This window comes from Tunturiibacter lichenicola, from assembly GCF_051013355.1.
Lineage (GTDB): Bacteria > Acidobacteriota > Terriglobia > Terriglobales > Acidobacteriaceae > Edaphobacter > Edaphobacter lichenicola_F.
Genome location: NZ_CP132945.1, coordinates 72,680 through 93,823 on the forward strand (window position 1 = coordinate 72,680; position 21,144 = coordinate 93,823).

General features: G+C 55.0%; 15 protein-coding genes and 1 pseudogene. 8 read left to right on the top strand and 8 right to left on the bottom strand.

Annotated features, from left to right (window positions below):
• Window positions 1-7: 7 nt before the first annotated feature.
• The 6 genes from RBB82_RS23350 to crtI all read right to left on the bottom strand — a co-directional run bounded on the left by RBB82_RS23350 (window position 8) and on the right by crtI (window position 7,076).
• Window positions 8-253 carry a hypothetical protein gene (locus tag RBB82_RS23350; protein ID WP_433976023.1) on the bottom strand — a complete coding sequence of 82 codons (246 nt, stop codon included), beginning with the start codon at window positions 251-253 and terminating at the stop codon, window positions 8-10.
• Between the two features lie 219 nt (window positions 254-472).
• Window positions 473-1,612, bottom strand: coding sequence for a glycosyltransferase family 2 protein (locus RBB82_RS23355; RefSeq protein ID WP_433975515.1), 1,140 nt, complete (start codon window positions 1,610-1,612; stop codon window positions 473-475).
• A complete protein-coding gene (locus RBB82_RS23360) occupies window positions 1,599-2,441 on the bottom strand; it encodes a lysophospholipid acyltransferase family protein (protein WP_433975516.1) in 843 nt (280 codons plus the stop codon). Before RBB82_RS23360 ends, RBB82_RS23355 begins: the two co-directional genes overlap by 14 nt.
• The gene (locus RBB82_RS23365; RefSeq protein ID WP_433976002.1) at window positions 2,438-3,958 is read right to left on the bottom strand and encodes a phytoene desaturase family protein; all 1,521 of its coding nucleotides are present in this window, start codon (window positions 3,956-3,958) and stop codon (window positions 2,438-2,440) included. Before RBB82_RS23365 ends, RBB82_RS23360 begins: the two co-directional genes overlap by 4 nt.
• A gap of 32 nt (window positions 3,959-3,990) precedes the next feature.
• The gene (locus tag RBB82_RS23370) at window positions 3,991-5,490 is read right to left on the bottom strand and encodes an aldehyde dehydrogenase family protein (RefSeq protein WP_433975517.1); all 1,500 of its coding nucleotides are present in this window, start codon (window positions 5,488-5,490) and stop codon (window positions 3,991-3,993) included.
• Between the two features lie 2 nt (window positions 5,491-5,492).
• Window positions 5,493-7,076 carry a phytoene desaturase family protein gene (gene crtI, locus RBB82_RS23375; protein WP_433975518.1) on the bottom strand — a complete coding sequence of 528 codons (1,584 nt, stop codon included), beginning with the start codon at window positions 7,074-7,076 and terminating at the stop codon, window positions 5,493-5,495.
• A 599-nt stretch (window positions 7,077-7,675) separates the two neighbouring features.
• On the opposite strand from crtI, the gene RBB82_RS23380 reads away from it, so the two are divergent.
• The 4 genes from RBB82_RS23380 to RBB82_RS23395 all read left to right on the top strand — a co-directional run bounded on the left by RBB82_RS23380 (window position 7,676) and on the right by RBB82_RS23395 (window position 14,547).
• Window positions 7,676-8,326 carry a (2Fe-2S)-binding protein gene (locus RBB82_RS23380; RefSeq protein ID WP_433975519.1) on the top strand — a complete coding sequence of 217 codons (651 nt, stop codon included), beginning with the start codon at window positions 7,676-7,678 and terminating at the stop codon, window positions 8,324-8,326.
• Window positions 8,327-8,339: 13 nt separating this feature from the next.
• Complete coding sequence (locus RBB82_RS23385) at window positions 8,340-9,347, top strand: FAD binding domain-containing protein (RefSeq protein WP_433975520.1); 1,008 nt, start codon at window positions 8,340-8,342, stop codon at window positions 9,345-9,347.
• Window positions 9,348-9,357: 10 nt separating this feature from the next.
• Complete coding sequence (locus tag RBB82_RS23390; protein WP_433975521.1) at window positions 9,358-11,610, top strand: xanthine dehydrogenase family protein molybdopterin-binding subunit; 2,253 nt, start codon at window positions 9,358-9,360, stop codon at window positions 11,608-11,610.
• A gap of 126 nt (window positions 11,611-11,736) precedes the next feature.
• Window positions 11,737-14,547, top strand: a complete 2,811-nt coding sequence (locus RBB82_RS23395) for a tetratricopeptide repeat protein (RefSeq protein ID WP_433975522.1) — start codon at window positions 11,737-11,739, stop codon at window positions 14,545-14,547.
• Window positions 14,548-14,795: 248 nt separating this feature from the next.
• Here RBB82_RS23395 and RBB82_RS23400 read toward each other — a convergent pair whose 3' ends face one another.
• Window positions 14,796-15,275: an ArsR/SmtB family transcription factor gene (locus RBB82_RS23400; protein WP_433975523.1), complete on the bottom strand. Its 480-nt coding sequence runs from the start codon at window positions 15,273-15,275 to the stop codon at window positions 14,796-14,798.
• Here RBB82_RS23400 and RBB82_RS23405 point away from each other — a divergent pair.
• From RBB82_RS23405 to RBB82_RS23420, 4 genes and pseudogenes are all read left to right on the top strand, one after another.
• On the top strand, window positions 15,263-16,111 hold the full coding sequence (locus RBB82_RS23405; protein WP_433975524.1) for an arsenite methyltransferase: 849 nt from the start codon (window positions 15,263-15,265) through the stop codon (window positions 16,109-16,111). The genes RBB82_RS23400 and RBB82_RS23405 overlap by 13 nt on opposite strands.
• 5 nt (window positions 16,112-16,116) lie before the next feature.
• Window positions 16,117-16,504 (top strand): annotated as a pseudogene (locus tag RBB82_RS23410) (arsenate reductase ArsC); the annotation flags it as partial.
• Between the two features lie 22 nt (window positions 16,505-16,526).
• Window positions 16,527-16,934, top strand: a complete 408-nt coding sequence (locus RBB82_RS23415) for a type II secretion system protein (protein WP_433975525.1) — start codon at window positions 16,527-16,529, stop codon at window positions 16,932-16,934.
• Window positions 16,935-17,213: 279 nt separating this feature from the next.
• Window positions 17,214-17,657 (top strand): transposase, encoded by a 444-nt coding sequence (locus RBB82_RS23420; RefSeq protein ID WP_433975526.1) that lies wholly within the window; start codon window positions 17,214-17,216, stop codon window positions 17,655-17,657.
• 520 nt (window positions 17,658-18,177) lie between these two features.
• Here RBB82_RS23420 and RBB82_RS23425 read toward each other — a convergent pair.
• Complete coding sequence (locus tag RBB82_RS23425; RefSeq protein WP_433975527.1) at window positions 18,178-20,724, bottom strand: tetratricopeptide repeat protein; 2,547 nt, start codon at window positions 20,722-20,724, stop codon at window positions 18,178-18,180.
• Window positions 20,725-21,144: the final 420 nt, after the last annotated feature.

The following is a 21,144-nucleotide window of genomic DNA, read 5'->3' on the forward strand; positions in this document are numbered from 1 at the left end:
CCACAAGTCACCCGATCAACTCGGTCCGGAACATATCCGTACATAGCTTCTGTATCTGCTCAACGAGCGGAAGCTGGCCCGGGGAACACTCCAGTGCGCCCGGTCGGCGTTGAAGTTCCTCTACACGCGCACGCTGAAGCAGACCTGGTTCGATCAGGAGATCATCAAGCCCAAGGTGCGCCGTAAGCTGCCCACGGTCTAAAGCCGGGAAGAGGTCTGCGCTCTGCTGGATGCGACGACGAACACCAAGCATCGCGCACTGCTGGCCGTGTACTACAGCGCGGGGTTTCGCTGTCAGGAAGCACTGTCGATACGGCACTAGAGATTTTCACTCATCGACGGGCAACCTCGAAGTTTTCGGGTTCCGCCCATTTCGAATAGACGACAAAAGGTTTTCAGGGCTAATCCAGCTTCAACAATAATTGAAACGTCTCGCAGAGTCATTACTAAAAGTCCTTTCGATGCCATATTCTTATAATTCAGAATAAGAGCGATCTTTCCACGTGACACTTCTGCCAGCTAATTTTCGCGTGAGAGCGTACCACTGGATAGCGAGCAGTATTCCAATGCCAAGGGGATGGAGCAACGCCCCGCGCCAACTCTGACGAAATCGGTATGCCCCCAGAAAACGTGGCAGCCATGCTCCAGCAATTGCGACCAACAAATAAACATTCTCCGCAACCGAAGATCCTCCCAACAGCCATAGCCATGCTGCCAGCACGAACGGTACTATCTGACCCAGGAATAGAAGCAGACTGATTGGCAAGATTCTTACTGGAGCCGCGAGTCCCTCCGTCGCATTCTTGGCAAGCCCTTGCCACACTTGCAGAGCGTTACGATACATCCTGCACGTTGCCAGATCAGTTAGATCGGCCAAATCTGTTCGATATCCATGTTGCCGGAACAACCTCGGAAGGAGGAGTCCGTCGTGCATGGTGGCCTTGATCTTCGCGTGGCCGCCGCTTGCAAAGTAATCGTTACGTCGAACGAGAATGAACTGCCCGCAGCCTGCCGCTAACGCCGGTTCGGTGGTGTTTCTCATTCTTTCGACCGGCAGATATCCGAGCAGGACGAAGTGAATCAGCGGCAGCAGCAACCGTTCAAGCGACGTCTCCGTCACCTGCCGCGGGAAACCACTGACTAACCCCCGTTCACCCTGCTTCAAGAGCGTCGCCATACGGGCCAGGCACTCCGGCTTAAGTCTTACGTCTGCGTCAACGAAGCAGAACAGTTCATGGCTGGCAGCATGTGCCAGGGCCCAGCAGGCGTGCTGCTTGCCATTCCAACCGATCGGCAGTGTTTGAGTGCGTTCAAGTCTGACCCGCGCATCTTTCTTCGCGATCGCCTCAACGATATCAGCCGTTCGATCGGTCGAGCCATCGTCCATCACGATCACTTCGAAGACCACGCCGTTGCTTGCGAGAACGCTTTTCACTGCGTCGGCGATTCCATCCTGCTCATCCCTCGCTGGAATCAGAACAGAGATCGTGGGAATATGGAGCGACCCGGCTTGCGGAGGAGCAAGATATCGCCGCCAGTTTACGCAAAACAATACCGCAGGCGCCAAAGAACAGAGCATTACCGCTATTGTTAAGACGTCAAACATCATCATCAGCTCGCTCCGTGGAGGAGGCAAGATCTGCACGACGCTTCAGTTTCGCCGTGTGCTCCGCATAATAAGGTCCTCTGATTAAGAATGCCTTCAGCCTTTGCCATCCTCCATAGAAGCCGCCTGTCCCTAGCTTCCCATGCGATAAGGTGTCGAAGCTTTGAGCATCGCGTTGCATTGCTATCGCGCTTAGATTGTTCATAGCCACTTCCAGAGAACTGACCAATCGAGGTTGCAGGATCTCAGGATCGTCTCCTGACTCAACCCTCACTGTCTCTCCAAAATGCAGCAAACACTCTGGCAACCGCTCGTCCCAGAAGGGATATTCGATGGCGAGCGGAACTACCGTGCACCAACCTGTGCTTGCAGCTACTCTCGACGCCAGAGCAGAGAGACCCGGCTTGAACTCCAGCGGTCGCGTCCTGCTATCAACGAAGCGCCCCTGCGGTGTTATCCATACAACTCCGCCCGACGCTAGGATTGCTTCGCTTGTCCTCAAAAACGTCGCCGCTCCACGAGTTGAGTTCATCTCGACTCCAAAGATGCCGACACGCTTCAAAACTGCATATCGCTCGAGAGCAGCTGCATCCATTGGGGCGTAATGCTGACGGGCGCTCATGAATCTCTCAGCGAGATAGACCGAAACCATCGGATCCCACCACGAACTGTGATTTGCATACACAATCATTGGTCCGGCATCTGATTTTGCCAGCGCGGAAAATCCAGCCGCTCCACTTATCCTTACGGCGTGAAAGTGACGGCGAAAGTAACCCCGTACGATTCTTCGAAAGAAGCGAAGGGCCGGTAGCGAAATGGGTGGCGCGTTTGTCATCGGTGAGCATCATGATCGAGCGAATCCGCCGCGATCCATCCCGACATCATTACCATTGGCATTCCGGGACCCGGGTGTGCGGCTCCCCCGGCAAGATACATTCCTGCCAGTTCCTTACTGCGGTTGGCCGGCTTGAATGCGCCCCGGAAGACTCCGTGGCTTGAGACCCCGTAGATAGCTCCGTTCAGCACCCTATATCGTTCATGAATATCCTGAGGGGTTAGTGCCCCTTCAAAGACGATACGTTTTTCAATATCCTCGAGCCCTGCGGTTCGCTTTAGCTTATTCAAGATCACCTGACGATATGCGGGAAGCATTTTGGACCAGTCATGATGTTCGCGCAGATAAGGTGTGTGTACGAGTACGTATAACGCTTCGCCGCCTTCAGGGGCGCTGGTCGGATCGGTCGAGGCCGTGGCAGCGAGATAACATGTCGGATCGGGAGCGGGCTCACCCAATTCATAGATTGAGTGAAATTCCTCGTGGGGGTCGCGCGAAAACACGAAGTCATGATGCGCCAGATGTTCGTACCGCTTATTCAGCCCGAGATAGAGTACTACGCCGGAGCACGCCGGCTCATAGTGTCGCTTATGCTCAAACTGCTGTGCGGCCGCTCCGCCGACGAGTTCACGGTGGGTCCGCACTGCGTCTTCATTCGAGATCACAGCATTAAAATGATGCACCTTGCCCAGCGTCGTCACCAGCCCAGTTACCTTGCCGCCCGCTCTTCCCCCATGCCGAGGTATGTCCGTGAGAATCCGCGATACGTCTGTCTCTGTATGAAACACCACACCAAGTTCGCCAGCCAGCTTCACCAGAGCCTCTGGCACTGCACGTGTTCCACCGAGTGGGTACCAGATTCCTTCTTCCATCTGCATGTGTCCGATTGCACAAAGAATCGCAGGCGAAGCATCGGGTGAGCTTCCCACATATTGCACAAAGTGATCGAGCATCTGTGCCACATTCGCATCCGGGATGAACTCTCGGATTGTGCCCGCAACCGTTTTACCCAGCCTCATCCTCATCACGTCCTTAAGAACCTTGATGTCAAATGCTCCGCCCAGATCCATCGTGTCTTTCATCGACCCGATTGATCGCCAAAAGAAGAACCGGTCGCTGATCGAGTGCAATTGCTTTGATGTCTCAAGAAACTTGAGGTAGCCGGCGCCCATCCTTGGCCAGATTGCCTCCAGTTCCTTCGCCATCCTAGAGGCGTCGTCGTGCAAGTCCATCCTTGTTCCATCTTCGAAGAAGCATCGCCACTGCGGATCGAGTCTTACCATAGGCACATAGTCTTCCACGCGTCGTCCAGCTTCTTCGAAGATCCTTCTGAGCACCGAAGGCTGAATCAAAATCGTCGGTCCCATGTCGAAGCGGAAGCCGAAAGCACGCAACTGAGCAGCCTTTCCCCCGATCCATGCATTCTTCTCGAACACCTCTACCTGGTATCCGCGGGCAGCCAGCGTACACGCCGCCGCCAGCCCACCCAATCCGCTTCCGATCACTCCAACTTTCATTTCGCCGTCCCGCATGCTCTTCCTTTTTTTGACTACTTCTGTCGGAGCCGCATTGCAGCCCTTAGTGCTCTAGCGAAGCCTTGACCTCGTTGACGCAGCGTTTGCGAGTGTGACGCCAGGATCACTCCATCGAACAACTCGCGATGTTGATCTCCTGTTCCTTCGTAGGAGCGAACGCTTTTGCTGCGCTGCACTGACACCACCTTGGCGACAGTCATCTCAAGGAGTCCTTCAGTGCCGCGGGTGGCTCCGTAGCCGCTTTCTTTTCGTCCACCGAACGGGATCCGTGGGTCCACAGTGGAAACGATGATGTCGTTAATCAACACATTGCCCACGTTGAGCGCCGATGCCATACGTTTGGCTTCCACCTCATCGCCAAATACCGACGCCGTCAGTGCGAAAGGGCAGGCCTCCTGCGCCGCAAGCACTTCTGCCTCGCTTGATACGTCGATCACCGACAACACCGGAGCGAATAGATCGGCTTGGGCAAGACGCATCCCGGGTTTAACTTCAGTCACCAGGATAGGTCGTTGCTCTTCACTGATAGAACCGTGCACGCGAGCGCCAAAACGCTCCGCCTCGTGCAACATTTCGTCCAAATTCGCTCGCAGGGTCTCGCTGAGATACGCCGGCCCGCATTCATAGAACGCAGTGGACAACATGCCGACCAGCATTTTCTTTCGATCCTCGGATGCACCTAACAGCAATAGCCTTCGCGGCGCCATGCACGTAGCCGAGCCATTCAGACGCATCCCAAACGTTATGGCCCTCACAACTCGCTTCAAATCGGCCGAAGGTAGCACCACGACAGCGTCACATCCCGATGCCTCGATCACACATGGGATTATCTTTTCCGCGCATACTCGCAGTACTGTTCGCGCAGTCTGAGCGGACCCCGTGAAGATCACCTTGTCCACGGAGGACCGTAAAGCATCCTCTGCCGCCTCGATCGAATCATCCATCACCTCCAGCAAAGAACGTGGAAGGCCCGCAGCATAGAGCGCTTCGGCAAAGAGTTTCGCTATCGGGCCGCCGCCATGCCCAGGTTTCAACACGACGGCATTGCCCGCAGCTAATGCCTGCAAAGTCTGAACTCCGGGTAAGAAAAGCGGATAGTTTGCTGGTCCCAAAATAAGAACAACTCCGTGAGGTACGCGCTGAACCTCACTGATGCACCGTGCCAGGAAAAAAATGCGTCCTCGGCTACCCAACGGTCGGATCTTGAGAATCTTCGCTGCTCTTTGTTCCAAAAATCGGCAGGCTGCCAGCAGTGGCAAGATCTCTGCGACTCTGGTATCCGCAGGCGTCCGGCATAGATGAGATGGTATTGCTTCAGAGAATGCGTCGGTCATGCGCGACATCGCAAACCGGGCATGCTGCAGCACCTCAAGGCGTTTCTGTATCGGCAACTTGGCCCATGTCAGCTGCGCGTCGTGACGCGAAGTAGATTCAATAACGCTGCCTTCCGCGTTCTTGTCGGTACGCGATGATTTACTGGCGGCAGCCTCTTCCCTGATCGCGGAAATGAGCATCGTTATGATGCCACGCCGACCAGCTCACTGTCAGAGATCGGGGATACGGATTCCTCCCAGTGGGGCTCAATCTTCATGTCCTGCAGCAAGAGGCGTGATGTAATTCGAGCCGATTCGAAGATGACGGGCAATCCACTTCCCGGATGCGTTCCTCCACCGACTAGGTACATCTGTCCGATATCCTCGAATCGATTATGAGGACGTCGATGCAGCATCTGTTTCAACGAGTGCGCCATGCTAAAGGTCGCTCCCTTGTAAAGATTGAACTCGCTGCTCCAACCGGATGGGGTCATAATCTTCTCCGTTTGTATTCGTCTCTCGACATCTGTGATCCCGATCTTCTCCAATTGTTCAAAGGCTAGCTTTCGGAACCGTGGGGTCTCCTTTTCCCAATCCACAGAGTTGCTCCCTTTTAATCCAGTCTCATGTGTAACTGGTAGCAGTACATAGAGGGTGCTCCTACCCTTCGGGGCCAGCGTTGAGTCTGTGACACTCGCATTCTGAACATAAAACGATGGGTTATCTGAGAGTCGGTGCAACGTTTCTATATCTTGCAAGTTCTGCCTGTAATTCTCAGCCAGGTAGATCGTGTGATGTGACACATCGTTGTAGCAACCATCGATTCCCAGATACATCATGAACGTCGAACAAGAGTAATCCTTCTTGGCCAGCGTTTCATTTGTCCATTTTCTTCGCACATGGTTCGGAACCAGCTGTCGCATCGCACCTGCGAAATCTGCATTCACCACGACTGCATCTGCGGGTAAGGTGTAGTGCTCTGTCTTTACGCCGATGGCATTTCCGTTCTCCACGAAAACTCGCTCTACCGGCTCGTTGAGCAGAATCTTCACCCCCATCTCTCGAGCGATTCTGGCCATTGCCTGCGTGACAGCCCCGCACCCACCAGTCGGATGAAACACTCCGTGCTCATATTCGAGAAAAGAAAGAATGGAAAACAGACTAGGACACTGGAAGGGGCTCATTCCCAGGTATTTCGACTGAAAGCTGAAACCAAGTCGAATCCTCTCATCCTTGAAGTGCCGCTGTAGATCTTGATCTAGGGACCTCCACGGAGACAGCAAGGGCAGAACCTTCATAATTTCTGGTTTTGCCAAATCCCTCCAGCTCTCGAAAGAAGATTGCAGAAACGGCATGAAGCTAGTGAGCTTTTTTCGATTCTGAGTCATGAACTTATCGAGGCGAGCCGCATCCGGCGGCGAGATCGTCGCGATTGCCTGCTTCATGCGCTCAGCATCCGGCGTTGCCAACAACTCACCACCTGCGCCGAACACTAACCTGTACTGAGGATCAAGCCGAGTCATCGGGACTTCGACTTCCAGATCGTATCCTGACGTCTTAAAGATTTCCCTCAGGACTTTTGGATATAAGAAGAACGTCGGACCAACATCAAATTTGAAACCGTCCCGTTCAATCGTCGAGGTCCTTCCTCCAACTTGGCTGCGCTTCTCGAGAACAGTAACTTGAACTCCCGATTTTGCCAGGAGCATCGCCACCGCCAGTCCGCCCGGTCCTGCCCCGACTATTACAACCTGTGAACGTCTCGTTTTTCCTGTATTTTTGCGCATAGAGTTCTGAGCCCAATGGTGCTGTTCTCAATAGCCTATCCGCGATCCTAGGCCCTAACTGCACGGGGTTCTTCGAGCTTTCGTGGTGTGAATATTCGCGCTCATAAACTCCGTGCGATCTAAACGGAAAAGAATTGGCCTCAAGACGCCGTTACCAACCGCGCGTCTCATCACTATTCACCCCGCTCGATCTCATGATCCGGCTAAATGAATAGGAAATCAGTACGGCATGCCGGTGATCTGGTTTCGCTCTCAATTGACGCAACAGTCAGTATGGAGTGACCGGCGCCGATGCGCATCCTCTCCATCCCTGAGCTTCTACTACTTTGGCACTCTTATCTCGTAGTGGATCAAAATAACGACTGGTGCAACAGCTTGTGCTTACGTGATCGGGCCTCCTGAAGTTATTTGTGCGACCCGGACTTGAGCAGAAGGACAGGCATTCTAGTACGTGGCCACATGAAGATGGCGCTAAAAGGCGTAGCTGTTATTTATTTGATGCTTTGCGCGGACAGCCTTGGAGCCGATAGAATCTTGCCACCAATGTTAAGCTGACGGCGGTATGAGCTAACTAGTAGAGAACAAATGGGAGGTAGCTCTTGAGTGTCGATGAAAAAGATAAAGAGCCGACGTCTTCGCTCGGGAAGTTAAGCCGAAGATCATTTCTTTCGCATATGGGTGCGGCGGGTGTTGCTACGGCTGCGACTGCGGTCGCTCCGCTCGCCATCTCTCCGACGATAGCTGGAGCACAAGAGAGAGCGAGTTCTGAAGGTCAGGCAATTACGGGAACGATGCCGGTGACGCTAAGAGTGAACGAACGACAGTACTCGGTTCAAATTGACCCACGTGCCACCCTGTTGGACACCCTGCGCGAAACACTACACCTAACAGGAACTAAAAAAGGATGTGATCACGGGCAGTGCGGCGCTTGTACCGTGCATATCAATGGTCGACGCGTGAATAGCTGCCTCACCTTTGCAGCGATGCAGCAGACCGCCGAAATCACCACTATCGAAGGTCTAGGTCAACCCGGCCACCTTCACCCAATGCAGGAAGCTTTCGTGGAGCACGACGGCTTCCAGTGTGGCTATTGCACTTCAGGACAGATCATGTCTGCTGTGGCCATGGCGAAGGAGCCATGGGGGGCAGGGGATAGTGATGTGAAGGAGGCGATGAGCGGCAATATCTGCCGATGCGGAGCCTATCCAAACATCGTTGCGGCTGTCCAGGCAGTTCGGCGAATGGCGTAAAAGGAGACCGGCGATGGAACTCTTCGAGCTAGTGACGGCGCAAACGGTACCGGACGCAGTGAAGGCGCAGGCAAAGTCATCCACAGCGCAGAATGGCGCGGACGTCCGTTTCATTGCAGGTGGGACCAACCTGATCGACTACATGAAACTGAACGTTGAGCGACCCAGACAGCTGATAGATATCAACGGTCTGCCGCTGGATAAGATCGAGAAGACAGCGGACGGCGGACTGAAGGTGGGAGCTCTGGCGCGAAACGCAGACGTTGCTCATGACCCGACCGTGAAATCCCAGTATGCAGTGCTCTCACAAGCCTTACTGGCAGGTGCGTCTCCGCAGTTACGCAACATGGCGACAACTGGAGGAAACCTGTTGCAGAAGACGCGTTGCGTCTATTACAGAGACACAGCAGCATCATGTAACAAACGAGAACCCGACTCCGGCTGTTCTGCTATAGGCGGTTATAACCGTATGCTGGCGATTTTGGGTACCAGCGATCATTGCATTGCAAGCAACCCTTCTGACCAGAACGTTGCACTGGTGGCGCTCGATGCGACCGTTCATATTGAAGGCCCAAAAGGGCAGCGAACGGTATCAATAGCAGAGTTCTACCTCGTTCCCGGATCTACTCCGCAGCGCGAAACCGTATTGGAGCCGGGTGATCTGGTGACACATCTCACTCTTCCTAAACTGCCCGCCGGCACACAGAGCGTCTATCTAAAGCTCCGTGATCGCGCCTCCTACGAGTTCGCATTAGCCTCAGCAGCAATTGTGATGAAGCAGGACGCGGGTGGCAAAATCGACTTCATTCGTGTCGCGATGGGAGGGGTTGGAACAAAGCCCTGGCGCTCTCCTGAAGCTGAAAGGGCGCTCCTCGGGAAGGTTCCGACTCCCTCGAACTTCCGAGCCGCAGCCGAGTCTGCACTTCATGGTGCAAAGCCTCAAAGCCAGAACGCATTCAAAGTAGAGCTGGCCAAACGCTGCTTAGTGCATGCGATGGGTCAGGCGAGCCAAAACGCCTAAGGAGACGACGATGGATCAGGTAACTGAGTCGAAGGTGATTGGCGTTGCGACGCCTCGGATAGATGGCCCACTCAAGGTGAGCGGCGTTGCCATGTACGCCTCAGACCACAACTTCCCCGGCCTCCTTTACGCATGGCCGGTCTGCGCGACGATTTCGAGCGGTACGATCACTCGTCTCGATACCGCCGGAGCAGAGAAGATGCCCGGCGTTATAGCGGTGTATCACCGCGAGAACATCGGTAAGCTTTACCGCGTTCCTCCCTCAACCGGCTTCACTCTCATCGTAGACGAGAAGCGTCCACCGTTCGAAGACGACACGATTCGTTACTACGGCCAATATCTTGCTGTCGTTGTGGCACAGACCGTCGAACAGGCTCGCGCCGCAGCCGAGAGTGTGAAGGTGACATACAACAAGGAGAACCCAAACACCAGCGCGAAACTTCTCGGAACCCCGCTGACGACGGACAAACCTGATGAAAAAAGTAAACGCGGCGATACGGCAGCAGCGTTGAAAGTAGCGAAAGTAAAGGTTGATGAGGTCTACACGATTCCTGTCGAAACCCACAACCCCATCGAGTTGCATGCCTCCGTCGCAGTCTACGATGGAAAAAAGTACACGCTGTACGAGACGTCGCAAGCAGTTGTGAACCATCGCGATGTCATGGCACAGATGCTGGGTGTTCCAAAAGAGCAGGTGCAAGTGATCACTCGGTATCTGGGCTCAGGATTTGGTGGCAAGTTGTGGCCTTGGCCTCACGGGTTGCTCGCTGCGGCATGCTCACGCAACCTCGGACGACCTATCAAGCTGGTAGTCAGCCGCCAGATGATGTTCCAAAGCGTCGGCCACAGACCTGCGATAGATCAACGAATCCAACTCGCTGCCGATTCAGACGGAAGACTGACCGCCGTCCAACAGGATTACGTCAACCACACCTCAATCCTCGATGACTATGACGAAGGTTGCGGAGAGATCACGCCTTTTATTTACAGCACTCCGAATCTGCTTGTAACCGGAGGTCTCGCACGTCGTAACGTCGGCAATCCAACTGCGATGCGCGGTCCAGGCGCAGTCCCAGGACTGTTTGCGCTTGAATCGGGCATGGATGAGTTGGCGATCGCGCTCAAGATGGATCCCGTTCAGCTTCGGTTGAAAAATGAGCCAGCGCTGGACGAGAGTTTGGGCATCCCTTTTTCATCACGCCACATGAAAGAATGCCTGACCGTTGGATCCAACAAGTTCGGCTGGTCGCGGCGAACTCCTGAGATAGGTTCGATGAAGCGTGACGGTCTTACATTGGGCTGGGGTGTCGCCGCGTGTTCGTGGTTGGCGGCACGTATTGAAACGGAGGCGACAGTTGAGCTCCTGCAAGATGGCTCAGCACGTGTCGCTTGCGGTACACAGGACATCGGCGGAGGAACCTATACCGTCATGGCGCAGGTGGTCAGTCACGAGACGGGAATCCCAGTTAGCAAAGTCGATGTCGTACTCGGAGACTCTTCTCTTCCGCCCGGACCGATCTCCGGGGGCTCCTGGGTCACTGCTTCCATGACACCGGCAGTGCTCGGAGCAGCTCGAAAAGCTGGCAAAGCGCTATTACTGGCCGCCGTCAAGTCTGACGGATCTCCATTCAAAGGAAAGAAGCAGGAAGATCTCGAGCTTGTCGGCGAAACCGTTCGGCTGAAAGGGCAAACGCAAGGCGCCGTGCCGATCACAGAGATTTTGAAGATTGCTAAAGTCAGCTCTGTCTCGGGCACGGACAAATCGGATGGCACTTTTGGGTCCGCGAAGCCGAAGTTCTCGTTCCATTCCTATGGCGCGCAGTTTGCTGAAGTGACTTGGCAACCTGAGATTGCTCGCCTTCGCGTCAGTCGCGTAGTCACCGTCATTGATGCGGGACGCATTCTGAATCCGCGGCCCGCCCGCAACCAGATCGAAGGTGCGGTCATGATGGGTGTCGGCATGGCGCTCTTCGAAGAGACGATGTACGACCCACGCTCCGGAACTCCGATCAACAACAACCTCGCGGACTATGTCGTCGCAGTCAACGCAGACACTCCCGATATCGACGTAACATTTCTCGACTACCCCGACTACGAGCTTAACGCGCTTGGAGCCCGTGGCGTTGGTGAGATCGGCCTCGCCGGAATTGCCGCTGCCATTACGAGTGCCGTCTATCACGCGACTGGTATTCGAGTACGCGATTTGCCAGTTCGAATCGAGGACTTGCTGGTTTCAAAGAGCCAAAGCATGCATGTTGCCTAATCCTTTATCGACGAAGACCGCTATTCTTTCGATATCGGTCAAATCGAGGTTATAGTCGCAATCGAATGTCGATGCACGTAGGCTCATCTTGACGCTCCGGGCTCCGATCCAACGGGGGAAACCGTAATGAACGCAGATGAATCCACGGCTCCCCAACGACCGCAGGGAGGAATAGCTGGGCACCAGCCGATATTTGAAGAGCCCAACTATTACTCCGGCCGGCTAGCCGCTGGCACGATCATTGGCCTCTATCAGCTGCTGCAATTGATCGGTGAGGGGGGGATGGGAGAGGTCTGGCTTGCTGAGCAGAAGCAGCCCGTCCGACGTCGGGTTGCCGTCAAGCTAATCAAGGCTGGCATGGACACGCGAGAGGTGATCGCCCGCTTCGAGTCGGAGAGGCAGGCGCTTGCGTTGATGAGTCATCCGTCGATCGCAAAGGTCTTCGACGCTGGTTCAACTACTGATGGTCGTCCCTATTTCGTGATGGAATATGTGGCCGGTCTACCTATTACTACTTATTGCGATCGGCATAAGCTCAATATTCGGCAGCGGCTCCGACTACTCCTTGCGGTGTGCGACGGAGTCCAACATGCTCATCAGAAGGCCATCATTCATCGTGATTTGAAGCCCTCGAACATACTTGTTTCAGAAGGAGCGAGCAACCCGATCCCTCACATCATTGACTTTGGTGTGGCCAAGGCCACTGCTCAACATCCGAATGTCGGGATGATGTACACCCAGATAGGTGCGCTGATTGGTACCGTGGGCTATATCAGTCCCGAGCAGGCCGACTCTCGCGGGGAGGACATCGATACGCGAAGTGATGTCTATTCGCTTGGCGTAGTGCTCTACGAGTTGCTTAGCGGCACCTTGCCGTTCGATTTTCGAAAGCTGGCCTACGATGAAGTACTGCGGCGCCTACGCGATCAGGATGCACCAAGTCCGAGCAGCCGACTTCTGACGGAAAGTGAAGATTCACAACTAACCGCAAAGAATCGCAATGTGGACCCGCAATCTCTGATCGGCTTACTGCGTGGAGATCTTGACGCCATCGCACTGCGAGCGCTCGAAAAGGACCGGTCACGACGCTACTCTACCCCGATGGAACTGGCTGCCGACATCCGCAGATATCTCGACAACGAGCCAGTTCTGGCGCATGCGCCTAGCGCTATTTACCGAGCACATAAATACATCCGCCGCCACAGACTACGTGTCACGCTCGTGAGTTTGTCAGTACTTCTGGGGACAATCTTTGCGATAGCCCAAGCGATTGAGCTTAGGAGTATCCGACGCGAACGCGACCGGGCTGACCGAATCACAGAGTTCCTGACAAACATGTTTAAGGTCTCTGCGCCAAGCGAAGCGCGTGGCAACACCGTAACTGCGCGGGAGATCCTCGACAGGTCGTCAAATGAGATCGAGAGAGATTTGGATCGGGACCCCGTGGTTCGTTCCCAGTTGATGTTGGTTATGGCCAAGACCTACGAAAACCTCGGCCTCTTTTCGCGAGCGCACGCATTGATGGAGCGCATTTTGCAGGACCGGCTAAGAACACTGGGAGCCGATAACTCGAAGACATTAGAGGCAAAGTCCCAGATGGCATGGATACTCTATCTCGAAGGACATGATGCTGAGGCCGAAGGCTTGATCCGGTCAACGATCGATGCTCAAAGCCGCATCTTGGGTGCGGAAAATCCCTCGACCCTCGAATCCAGGGATCGCCTCGCACGGATCCTACTCCGGCAAGCGCATTATGCCCAGGTGGAAAAACTTGAACGGGAGTTGATCGTTATCAGCAATCGGCGCCAAGGGCCAGAAAATCCGCAGGCACTGCGATTTATGGACGGGCTGGCCAATGCACTGGACGGCGAAAACCGCTTTGCAGAAGCCGAAGCGGAGTATCGCCAATTACTCGATGGGGAGCGCCACAACCTGGGCGCAGACCATCCCGATACTTTGGCAACCGTTCACGATCTCGCCACAGTGTTTCTGGATCAGGGCAACTATGAGGAAGCCGAGAAGCTGTATCGGGAGAATCTTGAGATCGAGAAGCGCGTCCTGGGACCGGAACATCCGGACACCGCTAACTCGATGACAACGCTAGCCAATACCATTCGATTCATCGATGGCCACAATGCAGAAGCCGAAAACTTATATCGAAAGGCGCTGGAGATCGAATTACGAGTCGTAGGGCCGGATCATCCGTCGACGACGCGTGCCCAAGAGGGACTGGCGAATGTACTGTCCGCCGAGCAGCGCTATTCCGAGGCGGAATTATTGCTGCGGCAGGTTCTGGCTACTCGTCAGCGCCTCCTCGGCAACGAACATACCGACACGCTTCTTTCGCAATACAACCTCGCAACGGTGCTCAAGCAGGAAAACAGATATGAAGAAGCGGAAACACTGATGCGTCACACTCTGGAAGTGCAAATACGTGTGCTTGATGCGGGCGACCCAGACACCTCGGCATCTAGGTCGCTTCTCGCCGACATTTTACTCAGAGAACAGCGCTTCCTAGAGGTTGAGGTGTTCGCCAGACGTGCCTTCGACGATCAACTGCGAACCCTCGGTCCCTATCATCAGGACACCCTTGAGAGTCTCAGAATTCTCGGGGAGGCTCTAACCAGGACTGGGCGCTACGAAGAGGCGAAAAAGATGTACACGGACACGATCGCAAATATCGGTGCAGACGCAAAACATGCGTCACGCGAGAGCATCGTTGACCTTTGGTACAACCTCGCCTCCCTCTCCGTTCGCACCGGCCGCCGGGACGAAGCTTTCGGATATCTCGAGCACGCTATCGAAGCCGGCTATGACAATGCTCCCTTCATGCGTGCTGACGAAGCTTTGAAACCGCTGCACAACGACCCGCGCTTCGATAAGCTCTTAGCGAGGGTAACGGCCTCAGGTCGGCAACCCGCGCCTGCTTCGAAATGACGCGCAGACCGACTTCGCGGGACACCACGCAAACGCAGAAGCTCGGCGTCCTCATTCGCGTGCCACGCCTTTAGTCCTGCGGGAACGAGCTAAGCAGGTGCCATATATGGCATTCGTCTCATCGGATCGGTTGGTGCTCATCTACCGAACTACGATTCGAGGACCAAGCTCAGACTGGCCTAAGAGACGCGCTTCTCGTGACCAGTCACTGCAATCGTGAAGCCTACTTTTCGTCCAATCGTTCTCTGCTATAAGTTCATCGGTATTGGCGCGCCTTGAAGCGTCACGAAGCTCTGAGGCTCACAACAGGCTTGTCCCAACCGCAGAAGGTCAGCTTTCATCTTCCGGTCTGTTTCGAAAGACCTAAGAGTTACATCGAGAATCGAGGCAGCTTTCGTGTCATCGGGCCGCTCGATGCGGTAATGCATCCACTTGCCCTCGCGTCTCGTTCCCACAATCCCGGCGCGGCGAAGATACGCGAGATGGCGTGAGATCTTCGGCTGCCCTTGCTTCAGTATCTCAACGAAGTAACAGACACAAACCTCTCGCCCGTTCATGAGATTTAGCAGTCGTAAACGAGTCGGGTCGGCAAGTGCAGCAAATAGTTGCACAAGATCGAACGGCTTCGGAGTTCGGCACATGTCATAAATATACGCCTTGACAGATATGTATTGGTGGCCATACATTTGTGTTGGCAAATATGAGGAGCCGACCAATGGACAATCCATCTGCCGTCCGAGAGAAGTATGGTTCTATAGCGCGGAATGTCACAGGTTCCGGCGCAACCGCGTGTTGTGATCCCGCCATGCGTTGCTGTGACCCTATCACCAAGGACTTATACAACAGCGCGGAAACAGCAACGCTCCCTGAGAATGCAGTCCTTGCATCACTGGGATGCGGCAACCCAACTGCGTTGATCCAGTTGAGGGAAGGCGAGACCGTCTTAGACCTCGGCTCCGGCGGTGGCATCGACGTATTGTTATCGGCGAAGAGAGTAGGGCCGACTGGTAAGGCCTACGGTCTCGACATGACGGATGACATGCTTGCCCTCGCGCGAGAAAATCAACGACAAGCGGGGGCGGACAATGTTGAGTTTCTTAAGGGTGAGATAGAGAACATTCCGCTGCCGAACGAATCGGTCGATGTTGTCATCTCAAACTGCGTTATCAACCTCTCGGTTGATAAGTCTCGTGTTCTCCGCGAAGCCTTTCGGGTCCTTAGGCCCGGGGGACGCTTTGCCGTGTCGGATGTGGTCGTCAACGGCTTGGTTCCGGAAGAAGTACGGGAGAGCATGTTGCTCTGGGTGGGTTGCATCGCCGGAGCGCTCGAAAGAGAAGACTATCGCGCAAAACTACTCGCCGCCGGCTTTGCTGATGTCAGCTTCGAGACAACACGCACCTACGATATCGAGGATGCACGTGTATTTCTAACCGAAGCTGGCATCGCAGTGGATGAAATTGCGCCTCTGGTCGAAGACAAGTTCCTGAGCGCCTTCATTCGCGCCACGAAACCATTACAGCTTGCTGCGAAGCGGGTTGCTGTTCCCCCTGCTCAGAAAGGCTAACGGCAATGCCGCCACCCTACAACGTTTTATTTCTATGCACCGGTAACTCCGCACGGTCCATCCTTGCGGAAGCACTTCTGAACCACCGGGCCAAGGGCGGTTTTACCGCGTACAGTGCAGGCAGCCATCCATCGGGAACGCCGCGGCCCGAGGCGTTGAAAGAGCTTGAATCAGCTGGAATATCCACTACTTGGCTACGCAGCAAATCATGGGACGAGTTTGCTGCACCCGTTGCGCCGCGCATGGACTTTTGTCTTTACGGTCTGCGACAGCGCCGCCAATGAAGTGTGCCCCTTCTGGCCAGGAAAACCGATGACTGCCCACTGGGTAATCCCCGATCCCGCAACGGTGAAAGGTTCGCCAGAGGAGGTCGAACGCGTCTTTCGTGATGCGTTTCACGCGAAAGGAGAGCAGAATGGATACCGCAAGAATCACTCGTCGAAACATGAGCTCGGGATTTACTTTGATTGAACTGCTTGTAGTGATCGCGATCATCGCTGTGCTGATTGCGCTTTTGCTTCCGGCAGTCCAAAAAGCGCGGGAGGCGGCGCGAGATGCTGCAGCGGCAGCCGACCTCACTCTGATCGGCAAAGCAGAAATTACGTATCACGCTACGAGTGGCACATACACCGATTCTTTAAGTACTCTGTCAGGCTTACCTGCAAGTATCGCAAGCGGTCAGGCGGACGGGCACAATTTCTCGATCCTTTCTTCATCACGTACAGCCTTCAAGGCACAGTCCACCCCGACTGAAATAGGTAAGACAGGAATCAAGACTTGCACGATCGATCAGACTCTCACTATCACTTGTTTGTATGGATAAGTCGTTGGGCTGAGGAGCACTTTGGTGTACAAGGGCTGAACTCAGCGATTATTTGCTGATTCAGAGACATCCAAGGAGGCTCCTCGTGACCAGTATGCACTTCATCGGATTAGACATCCACAAGAAGACGATCAGCTATTGCGTGAAAGGACGTGAGCGGTACGGTTCTTTCTGAAGGCACCGTTGCTGCGACTAGAGCACAGCTCGACGATTGGGTGAAGACGTTACCAGTTCCGTGGACCGTGGCCATGGAAGCAACCATGTTTACCGGATGGATCTATGACCATCTTCTGCCTCATGCTGCGCCGTGACCCGCTGCTTCATGCTCGTGTCGAACGCCTGATGACGATCCCTGCGGTCGGACCGATCACCGCTCTGACCTGGGTGCTTGAGGTCGACGAGGTAGCTGGCTTTTACTCGGTCAAGCAAGCTGTCAGTTACTGCGGTCTGTGCGTTGCAGAGCGAAGTTCAGCGGAGACAATCAAGCGCATGCCGATCTCCAAGCAGAGGAATAAACATCTTCAATCGGTGCTTATCGAAGCAGCTAAGCTGGCCCCGCGCTTGAGCCCTGAACTGGCGTTGGTCTATGGCACGGAAAAGCAGAAGGGCCATGCCAATCGAGCCTCGATTGCGGTCGCCGGGAAGCTTGTAGCCTATCTGCTTGCGGTGGACCGCAGTGGACGAGAGTTCGTAGTGGCAGGAGAACGAAGAGCAGCGGCCTGAAGCCGCTACGAAGAACGAGCAGATTCATCCAACGCAACCTGCCAGGTCCCGCAGAAGCCGACTGGGCGACGGAGCTACGCTCCCAATGCCTCCTTCGAAATGTTTCGGGACTGGCAGGAAACACTCACTCAATCTTTTGTGACGGTCTCAACAGCCCGACACAGCGAATGGATGTCTGGTTCTACGTTACGCGCAGGAACCGCGCCGAGAGGCACAACCGCAAAGTGATGAACGCGCTCAGTGAAACAACCACCCGCTCTCCTGAGCGCTAAAGGAAAGCCTTGCCCCACTTGACAAAGACTTATCATGGATGTCGGCTTCTCGGACAAGTGCTAGCGTGGGACGGCGGCTGCCCGAATCGCGACGCACTCGCATACGAAATGACCAGCAAACAGAGCCGCTCCGACTCATCCTCAGCTCCGAGAGCAGCGCCCGCCCTTCGGCGCGCCATCCGCGTTGCCCGGCGAGAGCAGCGCAGGTCGTGAAGGAAATACTCCTGCCTCTGCAGGATATCGCTTCCTTAGTCCCTCTTTTGTTGATGGAGCGCTTGCCTGTGTGCCTCCGCAGCAAGGGCCTCGAACCGAGGATTACCGTGAAGAGATTTCAAATCTTCGTCTTCGGAGATGTGCAGGCCCGTGCGGACGATAAGACCGTATTGGATGGATTGCTCAAGGTAAGACAATGCTTCTTCGCGCCGCCCCTGAAGGGCGTACATACACGCAAGATTATAGGCAGCAGTGGAGGTACTGGGATCGTGAATGCCGTAGAGGCGACGCACGCGCTCCAGGGTGTCTTTTTGCAGGTCCTCTGCTTCGGCGAATTGACTGAGTTCTGCCGGCGCATTTGCGAAGTTACCGGCCGTAAGCAACGTACCGGGATTATCAGGGCCAAGAATCCGGCGTTGCCTCGCCAGAATGTCGCGAAAGAGTATCGCAGCTTCCCCATAGCGCCCTTGGTCAGAGATATAGTTGGCCAGACTGCTGGCCTCGCCGAGCGTTACCGGGTGATCGGGACCGAGAACCCGACGTTCTGTGTCAAAAACCTGGCCCATAATCTTTTCCGCCTCAGCCGGCTTGCCGGATTCCGAAAGTGTTGCAGCCAGGTGGTTCATCGCGTAGATCGTCCGAAGATGATCGGCTCCGAAGACCTTCGTGTCGACTTCGATCGCACTGCGAAGAAGGCTTTCTGCCTCGGGATAGCGACCCAGGGCGGCATCTGACCTCGCCAGGGCGATGCTGTAAATTGCCGTATCCGGATTCTCCGGACCCAGCAGTGATCGCGCCGTGTCCAGAGTCACGCGGCCAAGCGCTTCAGCTTCAGAGTAGCGGCCTTCGCGATAAAGCACATTCCAAAGAGCGTGCCTGGCTTTGAGACTTTTGGCATTGCGCAGGCCAAAGAGATGGGACGCTTGGTCCGCCGACTCACGCGCCAGTTTTTCTGCTTCGCCAAGCTGGCCTTGCGAAGCAAGAACTAAGGCCAGAGCTGACATCGTAGCGATCGTATGTTCATTGACGGATCCGAACGTCCGGCGATCTATTTCCAGCGTCTGCTCTAGAAGTGACTGTGCTTTGGCATACAGCCCAAGGCTCTGATAAACACTCCCCATCTGGAACATCATGGACGCGCGTAGTTCTGGATCGCGCCCCAGCGATTTATCGATTTCGGCGGACGACCTGTCGAGGATCTCGCGGGCAGTCACGGAATTACCCCGCGCTTCACTGGGATCGGAAACTTCGAACATCTGCGTCATAAACTCGGCAACCCCGTCGGCACGATCGCGTTCCTGCGTCGTCCGCCGCAACTGTACGGCCTGCACGATTGCAAAGGAGACGAACAGCAATGCAGCTACAGTAGAGAGGACCACAGCCAGACGGTTGCGGCGCAGATACTTCTGTAGACGATATCCGGTACTCGCAGGCCGAGCTAGTACAGGCCTGTTATCGAGATAGCGTTCGATGTCGGCAGCCAACTCTGACGGACCACCGTATCGTCGATTCCGGTCCTTCTCCAGCGCTTTTAGGGTGATCACGTCCAAGTCCCCCCGCAGAGATAATGCGAGCTGTCGCGGATCAGTGCTTCGGGTCTCCGCACGACTCGCGGACGCGTTCTTATTCATACCAACTTTCGCGCTGGGGCGCTCTGGATCGAGCTCGCGCAACTGGCGTAGGATTTCATCGAATCGCTGCTTCTTCCACTGTCCCGAATCAAACGGCAAGTCGCCGGTCAGGAGTTCATAAAGGATGACGCCGAGAGAATACACATCGGCGCGAGTATCGATGTCCTGGACAGTCGGGTCGGCTTGCTCAGGGCTCATGTATCCCGGCGTGCCCAGGAATGCACCGTATTGTGTGAACATTGTCTCCCCGGGGACAGTGGGCGTGATGAGTTTAGCCAGGCCAAAGTCGATGATGCGCGGAGTGGGCTTGCCATCCACCTCGGTCACCAGGATATTCGAAGGCTTGAGGTCACGATGAATAATAGCTTTCTGATGGGCGTGCTGCACTCCCTCGCAGACCTGCAGAAAGAGTCTTAGGCGGTCCTTCACGCTTAGCTTTCTCTGGTCGCAGTAATCGGTGAGTAGCAAACCGTCAACGTACTCCATGACGAGGTAGGGCTGTCCCGCCGAAGTGGCGCCCGCATCGAAGACCTTGGCAATCGCAGGGTGTTCCATCATTGCCAGCGACTGACGTTCGGAGAGAAAACGCTGCGCGATCGTATCGTCGTAAAGACCGGCTTTGATCAGTTTGAGAGCGACACGGCGCCTGACAGGTTCGGTCTGCTCTGCGAGCCATACCTGCCCCATGCCGCCAACTCCCAACTTCTTTATCAACCGGTAAGGTCCGATCATCGAAGCCGGTGGTTCTTCATCGGCCGGGGGCATCCCTACAGTGGTCGCAGATAGAAAATCCCCATCTTTATCTGCCCCGAGCAGAGATTCGACTTCAGAACGGAGTTCCGGATGCAACTCGCATGCGGAGTCTAGATAGGCGGTTCTGGCAGCAGATTCCTGCTCCAATGCCGCCTCGGCGATCTGTTTGGCCTTCAGCCATTGTCCTGGTGTTTGCACGGCTCTCTCTTGTGAGTGCCATTTCAGCTTTGCTCTTACAAATGATGTTGCTGGCCGATGTCAGGACGGTTCACCTTTTGCGCATTTCAGTGTAAACCCTGAGCGGTGGTTGAGGACTTAATTGTCGTAGGTTGTGTGGCGTTATTCGTCATATGAGTGGGCTAGGTGCACCTACCGGTTTCGCCTCAGTTGACGCATTCAGGCCAATGCACTCATCGAGGCGGGTCTGAGGAAGTTCATGGGGATTCCGAGGATCGTGTTCCATGTGGGAACTCCAGAATGCTTTTCCGGCTTGCCTCACTACAGCGGGGAGCTTGTCTGCGGAGCCGGCAGTCTAGGAGCGCCGCCTGCAGAATTGAATTGTTGATCGTCGCCGCTGGGTTCAACAACTGGTTGAGGGCACCGAAGACAGGATCGTAG